Annotated in this window: 12 protein-coding genes; 7 read left to right on the top strand and 5 right to left on the bottom strand. The window is 67.3% G+C overall.

Annotated features, from left to right (window positions below; all coding sequences use genetic code 11):
• Positions 1-55 precede the first annotated feature (55 nt).
• The 3 genes from Pla175_RS20175 to Pla175_RS20185 form a co-directional block, all read right to left on the bottom strand.
• A complete protein-coding gene (locus Pla175_RS20175) occupies positions 56-1,192 on the bottom strand; it encodes a lactonase family protein (protein WP_231953980.1) in 1,137 nt (378 codons plus the stop codon).
• Positions 1,193-1,266: 74 nt separating this feature from the next.
• On the bottom strand, positions 1,267-2,265 hold the full coding sequence (gene araD1, locus Pla175_RS20180) for an AraD1 family protein (RefSeq protein WP_145289677.1): 999 nt from the start codon (positions 2,263-2,265) through the stop codon (positions 1,267-1,269).
• Positions 2,266-2,296: 31 nt separating this feature from the next.
• On the bottom strand, positions 2,297-3,460 hold the full coding sequence (locus Pla175_RS20185) for a mandelate racemase/muconate lactonizing enzyme family protein (RefSeq protein WP_145289680.1): 1,164 nt from the start codon (positions 3,458-3,460) through the stop codon (positions 2,297-2,299).
• Between the two features lie 189 nt (positions 3,461-3,649).
• Here Pla175_RS20185 and Pla175_RS20190 point away from each other — a divergent pair, with 189 nt between their 5' ends.
• Both Pla175_RS20190 and Pla175_RS20195 read left to right on the top strand, forming a co-directional pair.
• A complete protein-coding gene (locus tag Pla175_RS20190) occupies positions 3,650-5,536 on the top strand; it encodes an alkaline phosphatase D family protein (protein WP_231953982.1) in 1,887 nt (628 codons plus the stop codon).
• Positions 5,537-5,539: 3 nt separating this feature from the next.
• Positions 5,540-6,943 (top strand): GntP family permease, encoded by a 1,404-nt coding sequence (locus Pla175_RS20195; RefSeq protein WP_145289684.1) that lies wholly within the window; start codon positions 5,540-5,542, stop codon positions 6,941-6,943.
• A gap of 43 nt (positions 6,944-6,986) precedes the next feature.
• Here the strand turns inward: Pla175_RS20195 and Pla175_RS20200 are convergent, their stop codons facing one another.
• Both Pla175_RS20200 and Pla175_RS20205 read right to left on the bottom strand, forming a co-directional pair.
• A complete protein-coding gene (locus Pla175_RS20200) occupies positions 6,987-8,006 on the bottom strand; it encodes a hypothetical protein (protein WP_145289688.1) in 1,020 nt (339 codons plus the stop codon).
• Between the two features lie 66 nt (positions 8,007-8,072).
• Positions 8,073-8,879, bottom strand: a complete 807-nt coding sequence (locus Pla175_RS20205; RefSeq protein WP_145289691.1) for an NIPSNAP family protein — start codon at positions 8,877-8,879, stop codon at positions 8,073-8,075.
• A 441-nt stretch (positions 8,880-9,320) separates the two neighbouring features.
• On the opposite strand from Pla175_RS20205, the gene Pla175_RS20210 reads away from it, so the two are divergent.
• The 5 genes from Pla175_RS20210 (at position 9,321) to Pla175_RS20230 (ending at position 15,456) form a co-directional block, all read left to right on the top strand.
• On the top strand, positions 9,321-10,655 hold the full coding sequence (locus Pla175_RS20210; RefSeq protein WP_231953984.1) for an outer membrane protein assembly factor BamB family protein: 1,335 nt from the start codon (positions 9,321-9,323) through the stop codon (positions 10,653-10,655).
• A gap of 243 nt (positions 10,656-10,898) precedes the next feature.
• Entirely contained in the window at positions 10,899-12,356 is a 1,458-nt protein-coding gene (gene fucP / locus Pla175_RS20215; RefSeq protein ID WP_231953985.1) for an L-fucose:H+ symporter permease, read from the top strand.
• A gap of 122 nt (positions 12,357-12,478) precedes the next feature.
• Entirely contained in the window at positions 12,479-13,795 is a 1,317-nt protein-coding gene (locus Pla175_RS20220; protein WP_145289695.1) for an L-fuconate dehydratase, read from the top strand.
• Between the two features lie 43 nt (positions 13,796-13,838).
• A complete protein-coding gene (locus Pla175_RS20225; protein ID WP_145289699.1) occupies positions 13,839-14,582 on the top strand; it encodes an SDR family oxidoreductase in 744 nt (247 codons plus the stop codon).
• Positions 14,583-14,607: 25 nt separating this feature from the next.
• The gene (locus Pla175_RS20230; RefSeq protein WP_145289702.1) at positions 14,608-15,456 is read left to right on the top strand and encodes a fumarylacetoacetate hydrolase family protein; all 849 of its coding nucleotides are present in this window, start codon (positions 14,608-14,610) and stop codon (positions 15,454-15,456) included.
• Positions 15,457-15,652 lie beyond the last annotated feature (196 nt).

The following is a 15,652-nucleotide window of genomic DNA, read 5'->3' on the forward strand; positions in this document are numbered from 1 at the left end:
ATTGGTCATTGAACGCCAAATCCTCTGCGTCTCCGCGCCTCTGCGAGAGGTCTTTTCACGGAGCCGCGCGATCTGCGCCGAACACCACACAAATGGGGCCCGGCACGTCCGCGACCGTGCCGGTGAACTGCAACGCGCCGGTCGACGGGTCGATGGCGAAAACCGCCAGCGTGTTGCTGTCGCGCCCGGCCGCCAGCAGCCAGCGGCCCGAGGGGTCGAGGTTGAAATTGCGCGGGTGGGCGCCGCGGACCGGCACTTGCCCGATCAGGCTGAGCGCGCCGGAGGACGGATCGGCCTTGAACGCGGTGATGGTGTCGTGGCCGCGGTTGGCGGAGTAAACGTACTTACCGGAAGGGTGGACGCACACGTCTGAGCCGCTGTTGAAGCGTTCGCCGGCGATCTGCTCTGGGCTGAGGGTAGGGGCGGTCTGCTTGACCGACAGCTTGCCCGCATCCCAGTCGCAGTCGAGCAGGGAGAGGGTCATCGCCAGCTCGTTGACCAAGTAAGCCCACTTCCCGTTCGGGTGGAACGCCAAGTGCCGAGGCCCGCCGCCGGGGGGAGTTTGAACGGCGCCGCTGGGCGTGAGCTGTGCTTTGTTGGGATCGAGCTGGTAAATGTAAACGCGGTCGGCGCCGAGGTCGGGGACAAGTAGGAATCGGTTGTCGGGGGAGACCCGCGCCATGTGCGGGTGGGGGGCGTCTTGGCGGTCGGCGACTACGCCTGAGCCGCCTTCGTGCTCGATCAGTTGCGAGCGCGGCCCGACGGCGCCGTCGCCCGAGAGCGGGAACACGGCCACCGATCCGCCGCCGTACTGCGCGGTCATCAGAACCTTCCCGGTCCGATCGACCGACAGGTGCGCTGCGCCGCCGTCGCCGATGGGCTGGGCGCCGATCTTTTGCAGATTTGCCTGCTCCCCTGATCCCGCAATCCTATACGCGACGACCGACGGGGCGCCGTCGACCGTCGCCGCGGCGTACAGCACCGGCAGCGACGGGTGGAGCGCCAAGAAGCCGGGCTCGGCGACCTCGGCGACCAAGCGGGCTTTCGAGAGGGCGCCGGTTCTGTCATTCAACGTCGCGTGATAAATGCCGCGGCTGCGGCCCGCCGGGGGCGTTGAGGTGCCGAGCCAGACGTCGAGTTGCTCCGCCCCGACCGGAGCGTTGAGCGTCATTGACGCGAGCATTGCGAGCATGATCGCGCTCCTGCGGACTCGAATTGCGTGAAAGACTTTGAGATGCATCGTCATGGGTTGAGCTCTGGTGTTGGCTAGCGGCAGGGGTGTACCGCGGTCGTGCGGTCTGGATCAGACTCGACAGCTAGTGGATTGCGCAGCGGCTTGCCGAACCCCGGCGCGCTGACCTCGAACACGTCTCCCGGCTCGGCCCGCACGCCCGCGGCGAAGCTGAGCGTGGCGGTGCCGAAGAAGTGACAGTGTACATCGCCGGGGCGGCGGAAGGAGGAATACTTGAAATGGTGGTGCTCGAGGCTGTGGAGCTCATACGCCATGTTTGCAGCACCGGTCAGGAACGTCGCGGACCAAACCGTTTCGCCGCCGCGGCGGATCGCTACGCTCCCCTCGATCGACTCCGGCGCGTCGCCGACCAGCAGCTCGGGACCGAACGAGCAGGGGCGCAGCTTCGAGTGGGCTAGGTAAAGGTAGTTCTGTCGCTCCATCACGTGGTCGGCGAACTCGTTGCCAATCGCGAAGCCGATCCTTACGACCACGCCATCGGGGGCGATCGCATACAGCCCCACGAGCTCGGCTTCCTCACCACCGTCGAGCGCGAACGCAGGCGACGCGAGCGGGTGCTCGGGGGGCGCAACGCAGTCGCCGTCCCCCTTGTAGAACCACTCGGGCTGCACGCTCACCCCGCCGTCCGGCGGCTTGCCCCCCTCGACGCCCCAGCGGAACAGCCGCATCGTGTCGGTCTCGTCGGCATGGTGGTTGCCCTGGGCCGCGTGCATCTTGTCGCGGGCGCTGGCACTCCCCAGGTGGGTCAGCCCCGTTCCGGTCACCCACTGGTGGGCCGGGTCGCGGTGTGAGACGGGGGGGAGCAGCCGGCGCTGGGCGATCGCTTCGTCGTACGACAGCGAGTCGTCCGTGACGAGGCTGTCGATCAGCGTGCTCAGGTCGATTCCCTCCGTGTAGGCGCGGGTGGCTAATTCGGCGACGTTGGCGCTTGACTGGCAAAGACGCAAGCGGTCGCCAGCCACTAGGGCGACGCGCTGCTGGTCTTGTGCGTCGAGCAACTGCACCAGTCGCATGGTCGTACCGGGGTCGTGGGTCGGCGGTGAACTATCTGGCGCCTTCGCGCTTTTGCCAGTTGTCTGCGAAGAGGTTGAAGTGGGCTGTCTGCTGTGGGTGTTCGGCGATGAGCGCCTCGTCGACCTCTAACCCTAGTCCCGGCCCCTGCGGCAGCGGGAAGCAGCCGTCTGTGTCGAGTGCGGGCAGCCCCGGCGCCGCGTCCAGCACGTACGGCTCGTCGAAGTCGTTGAAGTTTTCTTGGATGCGGAAGTTGGTGGTGCAGGCGGCCAGGTGGAGTGCGGCGACCGTAGAGACCGGCCCCCCGACGTTGTGGGGCGCCATCTGCAGGTAGTAGGCGTCCGCCCAGCCGGCCAGCTTCTTGGTGTTCAGCAGGCCGCCGTAGTGGGTGATGTCTACCTGAAGCACGTCGGCCGCTTGCAACTCCAGCAGCTCCGCGAACTCGTGCGGCGTGTGCATGCGCTCGCCCACGGCCACCGGCACGCCGAGCGGGCGGATCGCGTCGGCCACCTTCTTCAGGGTGCGGAGGTTCTCCGGCGGCACGGGCTCTTCGAACCAGCCGGGGTCGAACCGCGCCAGGTCGCGCGCCAGCGCGATCGCGGTCGGCGGGCTGAACCGGCCGTGCATCTCAATCAGCAACTCAACGTCGGGCCCCACCGCGTCGCGGACCGCCTCGACCAGCGCGACCGACCGCAACCGCTCGCTCCGCTCGAGTTCGTAGAATCCTGGGCCAAAGGGGTCGAACTTCAATGCGCGGTAGCCGCGGGCCACCGCGGTCCGGGCCGCCTGCTGGAACTCGTCCGGCGTCCGCTCGACCTTGTACCAGCCGTTGGCGTAGGCCTTGATCCGATCGCGCACGGCGCCCCCGAGCAGCGCGTATACCGGCAGCCCCAGGGCCTTGCCCATGATGTCCCAGCAAGCCATCTCGATGACCGCGATGCCGGTCATCACTACCTCACCGGGGCGCCCGAAGTCGTTTCGGGAGAGCTTGTGAACCAGCGCCTCGATCCGCATCGGGTCGCTCCCCAAGAGGTGGCGGGGCGTCGTTTCCTTCAGGTACCCAAGCAGCGACTCGGTTCGGTTCAGCGCCCGGGCTTCGCCGTAGCCAACCAGCCCCTCGTCGGTCTCTACCTTGACGAAAGTCAGGTCGCGCCAAGGGGTCCCCAGCACTAGCGGCGTAACGCGGCTGATCTTCATGGGCGGAGCGGGGCGACGCGAACGCGGACTGATGACAAGCGGAAAAGAATCTAGAGAATGCGACTGACGTTTCGGTTAGACTACTTTCGACTTGCGGGTCTTGGCAAGGATGCGCCTGCCCGGCCGGTTCCTTGTCGCTTCTCGATCCCCACCCGTCCAACCGCTCTTCACCGCCAACGGGACCGCCCGATGCGTACTCGTTCACTCCCGCTCTGGCTGCTCCCCTTTTCGCTCGGCTGGCTGGCCAACACCGCGGCTGCGTACGCGGACGATTCGGGGGCCCCGGCCGCGGGCGCCGAACAAGCCACCGCTACGATGTCGCACGGACCGATGCTCGGCCGGCCCAGAAGCCATGGGATGACCGTGTGGGCGCGGACCACGCGTCCCGCCGAGCTGATGGTCAAATACCGCGACACGCGAGGCGTTGGCGGCTGGAGAAGTTCGGCGGCGGTCGCCACGACGATCGAGCACGACCTGTGCGGTGTCGTCCAGCTCAAGGGTCTGGCCCCGGACGCGCAGTACGACTACGCCGTCTACGTCGATGGTCGCCGGCAGTTTCCCGCCGGCGACTTCCATACGCTCCCGGACCCTCAGGAATTGAAGGACCCCGAGCTCAACCCCGAGGGGCTGTTCAACTTTTCATTCCAGTTCGCCTGCTGCAACAACCAAAGCCCAACTGACGGGCTCGGGCCGACGCTGCCGGCTTTCGACACGCTCAACCGGGACGTCGCCGGCAAGGTCGATTTCGCGATCCTCAACGGCGACTGGATTTACGAGGAAGACCGCGACTACCCCCCCGAGGCCTGGCGCCGTCAAGTGGGGCTGACGCATGAGAAGTCGCCCGCGATCGTCGACGTCATGCCCCAGGTCTGCGGTGTGTGGCAGAATTACAAGACCTACGCCGCGCGAGCGCAGAACCTGCGCGCGTGGCACCGCCGTGTGCCGAGCTACTTTACGTTCGACGACCACGAACTGGTGAACGACATCATCGCCAGCGGCGAGACCGGGTACCGCAACCGCCGCAGCGTGTTCCGCGACATTGCAATCGCCGGTTGGTTCGACTACCTCGGCTGGAGCACGCCGGCCGTTCACCAGCAACCCGTCCAGTTCGGGCGCTGCCGCCTGGCCGACGGGAGCGACGTTTTGTTCGACCCAGACGCTGATTTTTCGCGGCTCGACCTGCGTCAGGCCGGCAACCTGCACGTGCTATGGGGCACGCCCGACTCGGGGGTCAAGGACGTTCCGACCGGGGACGTGGTCGGGGGCGACCCCAACGCGAGGGTGTACGACATCGTGAAGGTGATCGACCCCCACCGGCTGCGGATCACGCCTGCCGCGTCCGCGACCGGCGAGAGCGCGTACACGATCGGCCGCCGCTCGTACGGGGCTTTCCGCGTGGGCAATTGCGAGTTCTTCCTGCTCGACACACGCTCGCACCGCCAGTTGCACGACCTCCAGCGTCCCGACAAGCCGGGCCTCTCGATGCTGGGCAATCAGCAGGCAGACTGGCTGCTGCGGGCGATGCAGGCGAGCGACGCCGATTTCTTCTTTGTGGTCTCGTCCGTCAACTTCATGGTCCCCCACGTCGGGGGCGGCGGCCACCACTTCGACGCCGCGACTAAGGACGACGCCTGGACCGCCTTCTTGGACGAACGCGAACGCCTGATTGACGCCTGGGACGCCCTCGGCAAGCCGGTGTTCGTGCTCACCGGCGACCTCCACAACAGCTTCGCCGTGAAGATCACCGACAAAGTCTGGGAGTTCGCCGCGGGGCCCCACAACTCCGTCAACCACCGCCTCAGCGACGAAGGGGACCGCCCGCTGAACGGCGCCTTCCAGCACGGTCCGCGCCCGTGCGAGGTGCGTTGGTCCACCACTGCCTGGGACGACATCCCCCGCGATCAGCGGATGTTTCCCCACTACTGCGTGGCGCGGGTCACCAATGTGCTGAACAACCCGGTCGAATTAGGTGGGACGCGCGCCATCGCTTACCCCAAGCCGATCGTGACCTTCACGTTCTACAACGCGCTCACCGGCGAGCCGGCGTACGCCGAAAGCATCCTCTCCGGAGAATAGCCGATGCCCGAACTCCCCCCGCTGGCGATCTTCGCGGTCGGCATCGTCACGGTGCTCGGCCTGATGATCGGCCTGAAGCTGCACGCCTTTGTGGCGCTCATCTGCGCTGCGCTGGTAGTGAGCCTGCTGAGCCCCGGCGACCCGGCCGACGTGGTGCCGCGGCTCACCAAGGCGTTGGGCGAGAGCGCGGGCAAGATCGCCGTCATCATCGCGATGGCGGCGGTCATCGGGCGGTGCATGCTCGACTCGGGCGCTGCCGACCGCATCGTGCAGGCCATGCTGCGCCTGTTCGGGCCCAAGCGTTCCAGCACGGCGCTGGCAGCGAGCGGGTTCTTCCTCTCGGCGCCGGTCTTCTTCGACACGGTCTTCTTCTTGCTGGCGCCCCTGGCGCGGTCGCTCTACAAGCAGACGCACCGCGACTACCTGAAGTACCTGATGGCGATCTGCGCCGGCGGCGTAGTCACCCACACGATGGTGCCCCCCACCCCCGGGCCGGTCGCGGCCGCCGAGGAGCTATCGGTCGGCTTCGGCATGATGATGCTGGTGGGCTCGGTCATCGGCGTGCCGATGGCGGTCGCGGGGCTCGCGTTCACCGCGTGGTGCAACCGGCGGATGCCGATCGCCATGCGCCCCTTCGCGGGTGACGACGAACCGCCGGAGACCGACGAGCCGGCCACGCTCCCCCTCCCACGCCTGATCCCTGCGCTGTTGCCGGTGGTGCTGCCGGTGCTGATGATCGCCACCGGCGCGCTTTCGAGCTACCTCGCAAAGGACGCCGACCCGGCCAGCTTCGCCGCCAGGTCCGCCCCCTACGGGGCGCTGGTCGGAAACCCCAGCCTGGCGCTCATCGCCTCGGCCGCGGTCGCGCTCACGCTGCTGGTCGCCATGCGGCGGCCGACGCGGCGCCAGGTCGCGGAACTGGTCGAAGAGTCGCTGGGCAGCGCCGCGGTCATCATCCTCATCACGGCCGCGGGGGGCGCGTTCGGCGCGATGCTGGCCGCGGCGGGGATCGGCGGCGTGATCACCCAGCAGTTGGGCGACGTTTCGCAACTGGCCGACAAGGGCGAGCTGCTGCTGGTGATGGCGTTCGCCACCGCCTCGCTGCTCAAGTTCAGCCAGGGCTCCAGCACCGTGGCCATGACCACCACCAGCGCGCTGCTGGCCGGCGCGCTCTCCGACACGGGGCTGGCGGCGTTGCCGTTCCACCCCGTCTATCTGGCGGCCGCCATCGGCGCGGGCTCGCTGGTGGGCTCGTGGATGAACGACAGCGGGTTCTGGATCTACTGCAAGATGGGGGGCCTGACCGAGGTCGAGTCGCTCAAGACCTGGACCCCGCTGCTGGCGATCATGGGGACCGTCGGCCTGCTCACAACGCTCGTGGCGGCCAACGTCGCCCCGCTGCAATAAGCCGCTGCTGCGCCGGCACGTTCGGGGTCACGACCCGTGTGGGCTACTCGTCTGCGCTGGGTTCTGGCCCGCAGAAGAAGGTCTTGATCTCGTCCATCGTGGCGTCTGTTTGGCCCCCCATTAGCACGTACACCATCGCTGCATCAGAGGCGTCCCCCTCGGCGTTCGCGTTATGCCCAAGCTCGGGGGCGCCGGCGGCCTTCAAGCGGGTCAGCAGCCACTCCCCCTTGGTCCCAGAGAACCCGAACCCCTGGACGGCGTCTCCGTAGTCAGCCAACCACTGCCAGTCCTTGACCCCTTGCCCCTTGCCCCCGCGGGGCCCCTGGTTCCAGGCCGATGAGTTCTGCGAGGGCTGCACCCCGCCGGTACGCCGGGCGTTCACCAGGGGAGAGCGGTAGTCGATGAAGCGGGAAGCGGGAGCGAGCGTCTTCAGATTCTGCCAGTTGTTACGGTAGTCCTCGTGGTCGTCTCTCTTCGTCTTCTCGTTCGCGTCGCTGTGGGAGAAGAAGGTCGTGCTCCGGAGCGCTTCTTCCGTGGCGCCCTGGGCAATGGCCTCCTCAACGGCCAGGTACACCGTCTGCACGCCGCCGGCGCAGACAACCATGAGCGGGTCGGAGGCCTTTGTCTTCTTGATCTCCCCGGCAAAGTGGTCGATGGCGTCTAGGCGTTCTTGTGGAGACCGGGCGACGTCGAAGAAGGCGTCGTTGCCATTCTCCTCTTCAATGATGCCGAAGAGAACGGCCGTTTGCAGCGCGCTCTTGCGGTGCTCCTGGGCGTGCGAGGGCGCACCGCCGAAATTGGTGTTGAAGTGGAAGTGAGCGATCCGGTCGGCCTTGCCGGCGCGGTCGAAGATGGCCACGGCCATGGCTGAACCCGCCACGTCATCGCGGTCCTGGTTGTAGCCGTCTGCCGAGTAGGCGTACCGGTAGGGCCCCGAGATTTCTGCCGGGAGCGACCCCCACTGCTTGTCGATCGCCGCGGCCATCTCTGGTCGCGCCGACTGCGACCAGCCGGTAGTCGCCGACGAGACAAAGCACGCCATCAACATTGCCAGAATGCGCATCGCTGCCCTCCTTTGCGTTCTGTCGTTCTGTCGCTCGACCGCTCGCCCCCGATCCCCAACCGCCCGCTAGACCTGCGAGAACGCCGCCGGCTTCAAGAACAACTTCTCGATCTTAGACACCGTGTCGGCGTAGCGCGGCAGGTCTTTCATCGCCGCCCAGTCGGGGTGGCCGATGAACCCCTTCCAGCCCGCCTCGTTGGCCGTCATGTCGTCGGCGGCCAGCATGTACTTCAGGTTGGGCAGCCCGGGGCCGATCAGCGACTCGCCGAAGAACACCGTCTCGAACCCCGCCTTGCGGAAGATCGGGATCTCGCCTTCGTTGAACATCTCTACCTTGCGACGCGCCTTGGCCTCGCTGTGGCTGTGGTAGGTCCGCAGCTCCAGCACCCGCGGCCGCTGGCGCGGGGTCTGCAGCTTCGGCTGACCTGCAAATGCGACGAGCAGCGAGCTGTCGATCTGCCCGAACGCGGGGTCGTCCTTCCCCGCCGCCAGGTAGCCGGCCGCGGCGTCGCGGTAGGGGGCGTCTGCTTCGAGGCCGGTGCGCTCGCCGAGCAACTGCTCGTGCGTGTCAAACGTCAGCAGCACGTGCACGTCGCTGCCGGCCTGCGGGCCGATCTCGGTGAACACCCCCACGGGGCCGATCCCCAACCGGCCCCAGGCGGGTAGCGCCGCGGACTTTAGGTACTCCAGCACCCGAGCCTGCTGCGACGCCCCGGCCAGGCGCATCGACCGCCACTCGTAGAACTGGCGCCCCGCCGCGGGCGGACCGGCCCCTTCCTGCGAGGCGGCCTGCGCCAGGCCGCTGGCGGCGCCCCAGGCGCCGGCAACCGCGGCGGACTGCGAAAGAAACTGTCGACGGGGGAGTGCGGCCATAGGAGCTATTTCGAAGAGGGGACGGGATGGAACCAAACCGAGCCGATGCGGACTAGCCTAACCCACCAAACCCCCGTCGCCAGCCCAGGGGTCCAGGCGAGCCTAGCCAAGTTTTCCCCCCGGCCGTGGGGGAAGGCCGCTCTGGGCGCCCAACCCATGTCTAAACGGCTCCGCGAAAGCCCGCCGACGCTTGTCGGCCGCGAGGCAGCGGGGATATTTCTTGGAGCAATCGTCGCGACGCCTCGCGAGGCCTGTTGAATCCTGCGGCTCGGCTGCGTTATTGAGGGTGGGGGACGCGAGGACGCGGGGCGCCGGCGTTGCAGCGCCCCGCGTCCTCGAAAACCGCCTGCCAATCCGTTCTTCGACCGGCTGCTAAGATCCTTCGAGGCGCCTACCCTACCAAAACCCAGCCCCGGTTGTCCCCTACCCAGCGGAATACCTTTGATCAAACGCTACCCCCCGTCTGCCCTGCTCCGCACGATCGCCGGCGGATTGCTCGCTTTCGCTGGCTGCGGGCAAGGCCCCCCGGTTCAGGTGGTCGAGGTGACCGCCGTCGCGGCCTCCAATGACAGCGTTAAGCCGCTCGAGTTCTCGGCGGCCGACTGGCCGCAGTGGCGGGGGGCGACCATCGACGGCGCCACGAACGCCACCGGGCTGGCCACCCAGTGGGACGCCTCGACCAACATCGCCTGGAAGGCAGACGTGCCGGGCCGCGGCCACTCGTCGCCGATCGTCATTGGGGACACCATCTACCTCGCCTCGGCGGTTACCGGCCCCGACCGCCAGGTGGTGCTGGCCTACGACCGGGCGACCGGCCAGAAGCGTTGGGAGACCACGGTCCACGAAGGGGGCTTCCCGAGCGACCGCCAGGTGCACCAGAAGGGGTCCAACGCCAACGGCACGCTGGCCAGCGACGGCGAGCGCGTGTTCGCCACCTTCCTGAACGACGGCAAGATCGTCGCCACCGCGCTCGACACCGCGGGCAAGCAGGCGTGGCAGCAAGAGCTGGGCGCGTTCCGCCCCAAGTTCGGCTACGCCCCGTCGCCGGTGCTGTACCGGTCGTTGGTGATCGTGCCGGCCGACAACGCCGGCGGCGCGTTCATCGCCGCGCTCGACCGCGAGTCGGGCGAGATCGTCTGGCGCCGCAAACGGGCGAACATCGACACCTACTCGTCGGCCCTGCTGGCCACGATCGCCGGCCGCGACCAACTGGTGATCACCGGCGGCGACAAACTCGCCAGCTACGACCCCGCGACCGGCGAGGAGCTGTGGACCTGCCAGGCGATCTCCGAGGCCACCTGCGGCACGCCGATCACCAACGGGACCGAGATCTTCGCCAGCGGCGGCTTCCCCGCCCGGCAAACGGTCTGCGTCGCCGGCGACGGCACGGGCGAGACCCTCTGGAGCAACAACACCAAGGTCTACGAGCCCTCGATGCTGCTGGCGGGAGGGAACCTGTTCGCCGTGACCGACGAGGGGATCGGCTGGTGCTGGGACGCGGCCACCGGCGCGGTGAAGTGGAAGCAGCGGATCGGCGGCGCCTTCAGCGCCTCCCCCATCCTCAGCGGCAACCTGGTCTACGTCCCCAACCTCTCCGGCGAAACGGTCGTCTTCGAGGCGAGCTCCGAGGGCTACCACGAGGTCGCCCGCAACCCGCTGGGGGACGACTGCTACGCCAGCCCCGCGGTAAGCGGCAGCGACCTGTTCCTGCGCGTGGGCGTCGGTTCCGGCGACCAGCGGAAAGAGCAGCTCGTGTGCATCCGACCCGCAACTTAAGCAAGGAACCCCGCGGGTCAGGCTCTGCCTGACGCAGCTTGGGGCCCTCGTACTCTCGCCAAAGGTTTGGGTGCGCCCCGGCGGAAGAAGCCTGTTTCAGCACGCCGCGCCATCAGGGCGCCGGCCGCGTTGGGCTGCAACCTCGGCTCGGGGCCGGCGCCCCCGTGAGTGGCGCTCGCCGAGGCTGCTTGCTATACTGTTGCGACCTGAGCAATTCGCTTCTTCTCAACCAGGGCAAGACATTTGGCAAACTCAATCCATCCGACGGCCGCGGGTGACGCAGAAGTTACGGCCGCACGCGCGGACGCGGCGTCTCAAACAGCAGCGCCTCAGGTCGTCTCGCCGCGGTACGTTTTCCCCTTTATCTTAGTTACCTCGCTGTTCGCCCTGTGGGGGTTTGCGAACGACGTGACCAACCCGATGGTCAAGTCGTTTCAGCAGATTTTTCAGTTGCCCGCTTGGCAGGGCAACCTGGTGCAGATGGCCTTCTACGGCGGCTACGCCACGATGGCCATCCCCGCCGCGTTGGTGATCCGCAAGATCTCGTTCAAGGCGGGCATCGTCATCGGATTGGCGCTGTACGCCATCGGGGCGCTGCTGTTCATCCCGGCGAGCATCAGCCAGAACTACTGGCTGTTTCTTGGCTGCTTCTACATCATCACGTTCGGCCTGGCGTTCTTGGAGACCTCGGCCAACCCCTACATCCTCTCGATGGGCGACCTGCGTACCGCGACGCGTCGGCTGAACCTGGCCCAAGCGTTTAATCCCGTGGGCTCGCTGACGGGCATGTTTGTCGCGGCCGTGCTGGTGCTGCCCAACCTGCAGGTGAACGAGTTCCGCCAGCAGCATATCGACGCGAACCCTCAGTACAAGGAAATGGGGATCTCGCCCGGCGAGATCGGCCAGAACGTGTCGGCGGCCATGGAGACGTTCTCGGTAGAGGAGCCCGAAGCGTACGCGGCCCTCAGGACGCACGACCTGGGGGTCATCCGCGTGCCGTACGTGGCGATCGCCATCGTGGTGCTCGGCGTCTTGATCGCGTTCCTGTTCTCGCACATGCCGCACACCGGGCACAGCGAAGACCCCATCCACCTGACCGAAACGCTGGCGAACCTGGCGACCTTCAAGTACCTGGGGGGGGTGCTCGCGCAGGGGCTGTACGTTGGCGCGCAAATCATGTGCTGGACCAACATCATCGAGTACGGCATGAGCGTCTTGGGCGTCACGGCGTCGGCGGCGCAGTGGTACAACATCGCCGGCATGTGCCTGTTCCTCTGCAGCCGCTTTGTCTGGACCTACGTGTTGGGCTTCGTCCGCCCGGGGCTGCTGCTGGGGGTGTTGGCGATCGGCGGGATCGCGTTCAGCCTGGGGTCGGTGGTGCTGCCGGCCCAGGCCGGCATTATCAGCCTGGTGCTGGTCTCTACCTGCATGGCCGCGATGTTCCCCACCATCTACGGCATCGCGCTGGATGGGCTTACCGTCGACGACGCCAAGCTGGGCTCCGCGGGCTTGATCTTCGCGATCGTCGGCGGTGCGTTGATGCCGCCGCTGCAGGGGTACGTGATCGACTGGGGGAGCGGCTTCTGGGGCGACCCCACCACCGCGGTCCGCGCCTCGTTCATGCTGCCGGCGGCCTGCTTTGTGTTCGTCGCGGTGTACGGGTTCATGGTGAATACCCGCGGCGGCCGGACAACGGCATAAGCCAGGTTCATCCATTGAACCCTTGCAAACGCCACGCAGCGGGCGCCGGGCCCGTTCAACCGCCAAGCAGAGCCACACACACAGTTCGAACCGTCCCGCGGCAGCGGGCGACCAGCACGACCATGACCCAAGCGATTCGTATCACCGCCTGCGAGGTCATCGACCTCCGGTTCCCGACGTCGGAAGAAGCGCACGGCTCGGACGCCATGCACACCGACCCCGACTATTCCGCCGCGTACGTCACGCTGGCGACCAACCGCCCCGACCTGGTGGGCCACGGGCTTACCTTCACGCTGGGGCGGGGGACCGACCTCTGCGTCGCCGCGGTGAGGGCGCTCGCCGATCAGGTCGTTGGCTGGACGCTCGAGGAGCTGGTCGGCGATTTTTCAGGAACCTGGCGGAGGGTGACCAATGACTCGCAGATGCGGTGGCTGGGGCCCGAGAAGGGGGTCGTGCACCTGGCGGCCGCGGCGCTGCTCAACGTGGTGTGGGACCTGTGGGCGAGGGCCGAGGGGAAGCCGCTGTGGAAGCTGGTGTGCGACCTGTCGCCGCAGCAACTGGTGGACTGCATCGACTTCCGCTACCTCGACAACGCCCTCACCCGGGCCGAGGCGCTGCAGATCGTCCAGGCCAACGAGGCGACCAAGCCGGCGCGTGAAGCGCAGATGCTGGAGTCTGGGTTTCCGGCGTACACCACCTCCGCGGGGTGGCTTGGCTACTCCGACGACCGCATCCGGAAGCTGTGCCGGGCCGCGCTCGCCGAGGGCTGGGACCACTTCAAGCTCAAGGTGGGCGCCAACCTGGAAGACGACCGCCGCCGCGCGGCGATCATCCGCGAAGAGATCGGCCCCGACCGCCGGCTGATGGTCGACGCCAACCAGCGTTGGGAGGTCGCCGAGGCGATCGATTGGGTGCGGGCCCTGGCCGAGTACGACCTGTGGTGGGTCGAGGAGCCCACCTCGCCCGACGACGTCGTCGGTCACGCAGAGATCGCCAAAGCGATCGCCCCGATCGGCGTGGCGACCGGCGAGCAGTGCCAGAACCGCGTGGTGTTCAAGCAGTTGCTGCAGATGCGCGCCGTCTCGTTCTGCCAGATCGATAGCTGCCGGCTCGGCAGCGTGAACGAGGTGCTCGCCGTGCTGCTGCTGGCCAAGAAGTTCGGGGTCCCCGTCTGCCCGCACGCCGGGGGCGTAGGGCTGTGCGAGTACGTCAGCCACCTAATCATGATCGACTACATCCGCGTCGGCGCGTCGCTAGACAACCGGGTCGCGGAGTACGTCGACCACCTGCACGAACACTTCGTGCACCCCACGGTGGTCCGTGGCGGACGCTACCTGGCCCCCGACAGCCCCGGCTACAGCGCTGAGATCCACCCGTCGACCCTCGACCAGTACCGCTACCCAGACGGCCCCGTGTGGCGGGCCAAGACCGGCGGCTAGGGGCGGCGTACGTGCAGACTTCATCCATGGTGCGAACACGACAATGAGCAAACGACTCGAAGGCAAGAAGGTCCTCGCCACCGCGGCGGGCCAGGGGATCGGCAGAGCGGCGGCCCTGGCGTTTTGTCGCGAGGGCGCCGAGGTGCTGGCCACCGACATCAACGAACCGATGCTCCAGCGGCTGCAGCAAGAGGAGCCCCGCCTGCGGATCGCCACCCTCGACGTGTGCGACGTCCAGGCGATCGACCGCTTGGCGAGCGAGGAGGGGGAAATCAATGTGTTGTTCAACTGCGCGGGCTACGTCCACCACGGCACGATCCTCGACTGCACCGCCGATGCGTGGCGCCGCTCGTTCGACCTGAACGTCACGTCCGCCTACCAGGTGACGCGGGCCTTTTTGCCCGCGATGCTCGCCCGCGGCGGCGGCAGCATCGTCAACGTGGCGTCGGTGGCCTCGAGCGTCACGGGCGTCCCCAACCGGTTCGCCTACGGCGCCTCCAAGGGGGCCCTCATCGGCCTCACCAAGGCGATCGCCGCGGACTTCGTCGGCAAGGGGATCCGCGCCAACGCCATCTGTCCCGGCACGGTCCAATCCCCTTCGCTGGAAGAACGGATCCGCGCCCAGGGAGACTACGAGGAAACACGCAAGGCGTTTGTCGCCCGGCAACCGATGGGGCGGATCGGAACGCCCGAAGAGGTCGCGTCGCTGGCCGTCTACCTCGCCTCAGACGAGTCTGCGTTCACCACAGGCGCCATCCACGTGATCGACGGCGGCTGGTGCATCTAGATCCGTTACAACCCGCGAGAGCAACATGAAACTCCTACGCTACGGCGCCCCCGGACAAGAGAAGCCCGGCCTGCTGCACACCGACGGCACCCTGCGGTCATTGGCGGGCGTGATCGAAGACGTGTCGGGCAAGGCGTTGTCCGGCGCGTCGCTCGACGGGCTGCGCCGGCACGAGATCGACAAACTCCCGGTCGTGGACCCGGCGACCCGCCTGGGCCCCTGCGTCGCGGGGGTGGGCAAGTTCATGTGCATCGGCCTGAACTACTCCGACCACGCCGCCGAGTCGGGCATGGACGTGCCCGCGGAGCCGGTGCTGTTCATGAAGGCCACCAGCGCCATCGTCGGCCCCAACGACGACGTGGTGATCCCCAAGGGCTCGGAGAAGTCGGACTGGGAGGTAGAGCTGGGGGTCGTCATCGGCGAAACGGCGAAGTACGTCAGCGAGCAGGAGGCGCTCAACTACGTGGCGGGGTACTGCGTGGTGAACGACCTCTCGGAACGCGAGTACCAGCTCGAACGCTGCGGCCAGTGGGTCAAGGGAAAGAGCTGCGACACCTTCGCCCCGCTCGGCCCCTACCTGGTGACGAAGGACGAGGTCGCCGACCCGCAGAACCTGGACATGTGGCTCGAGGTCGACGGCCGGCGCTACCAAGACGGCAACACCCGCACGATGGTGTTCGGGGTGGCCAAGCTAGTGAGCTACCTCAGCGGGTTCATGTCGCTGCACCCGGGCGACATCATCTCTACCGGCACCCCCCCGGGGGTCGGGCTGGGCCAGAAGCCCCCCGTCTACCTGCGGCCCGGCCAGCAGATGCGGCTCTCCATCGCGGGGCTCGGAGAGCAGACGCAGCGTACGGTGGCGTGGGACGCCTAGCCGCGAACCGTACGATTACGATTGCCACGAGGGGGCACGAAGAGAAGCGATCCTAGATCAACACGCTCGGGGCGTTTGCTGTCGCGACTTCACAAATGACCGTGGAGTTCGTGTGTTCCTGAACGCTTGTGCCTATCCCCACCTTTTGTGCTTTCTTGTGCCTTTTCGTGGCGATCCTTCTCCATCCCTGCTTTGC

The sequence above is a fragment of the Pirellulimonas nuda genome, assembly GCF_007750855.1.
Taxonomy (GTDB): Bacteria; Planctomycetota; Planctomycetia; order Pirellulales; family Lacipirellulaceae; genus Pirellulimonas; species Pirellulimonas nuda.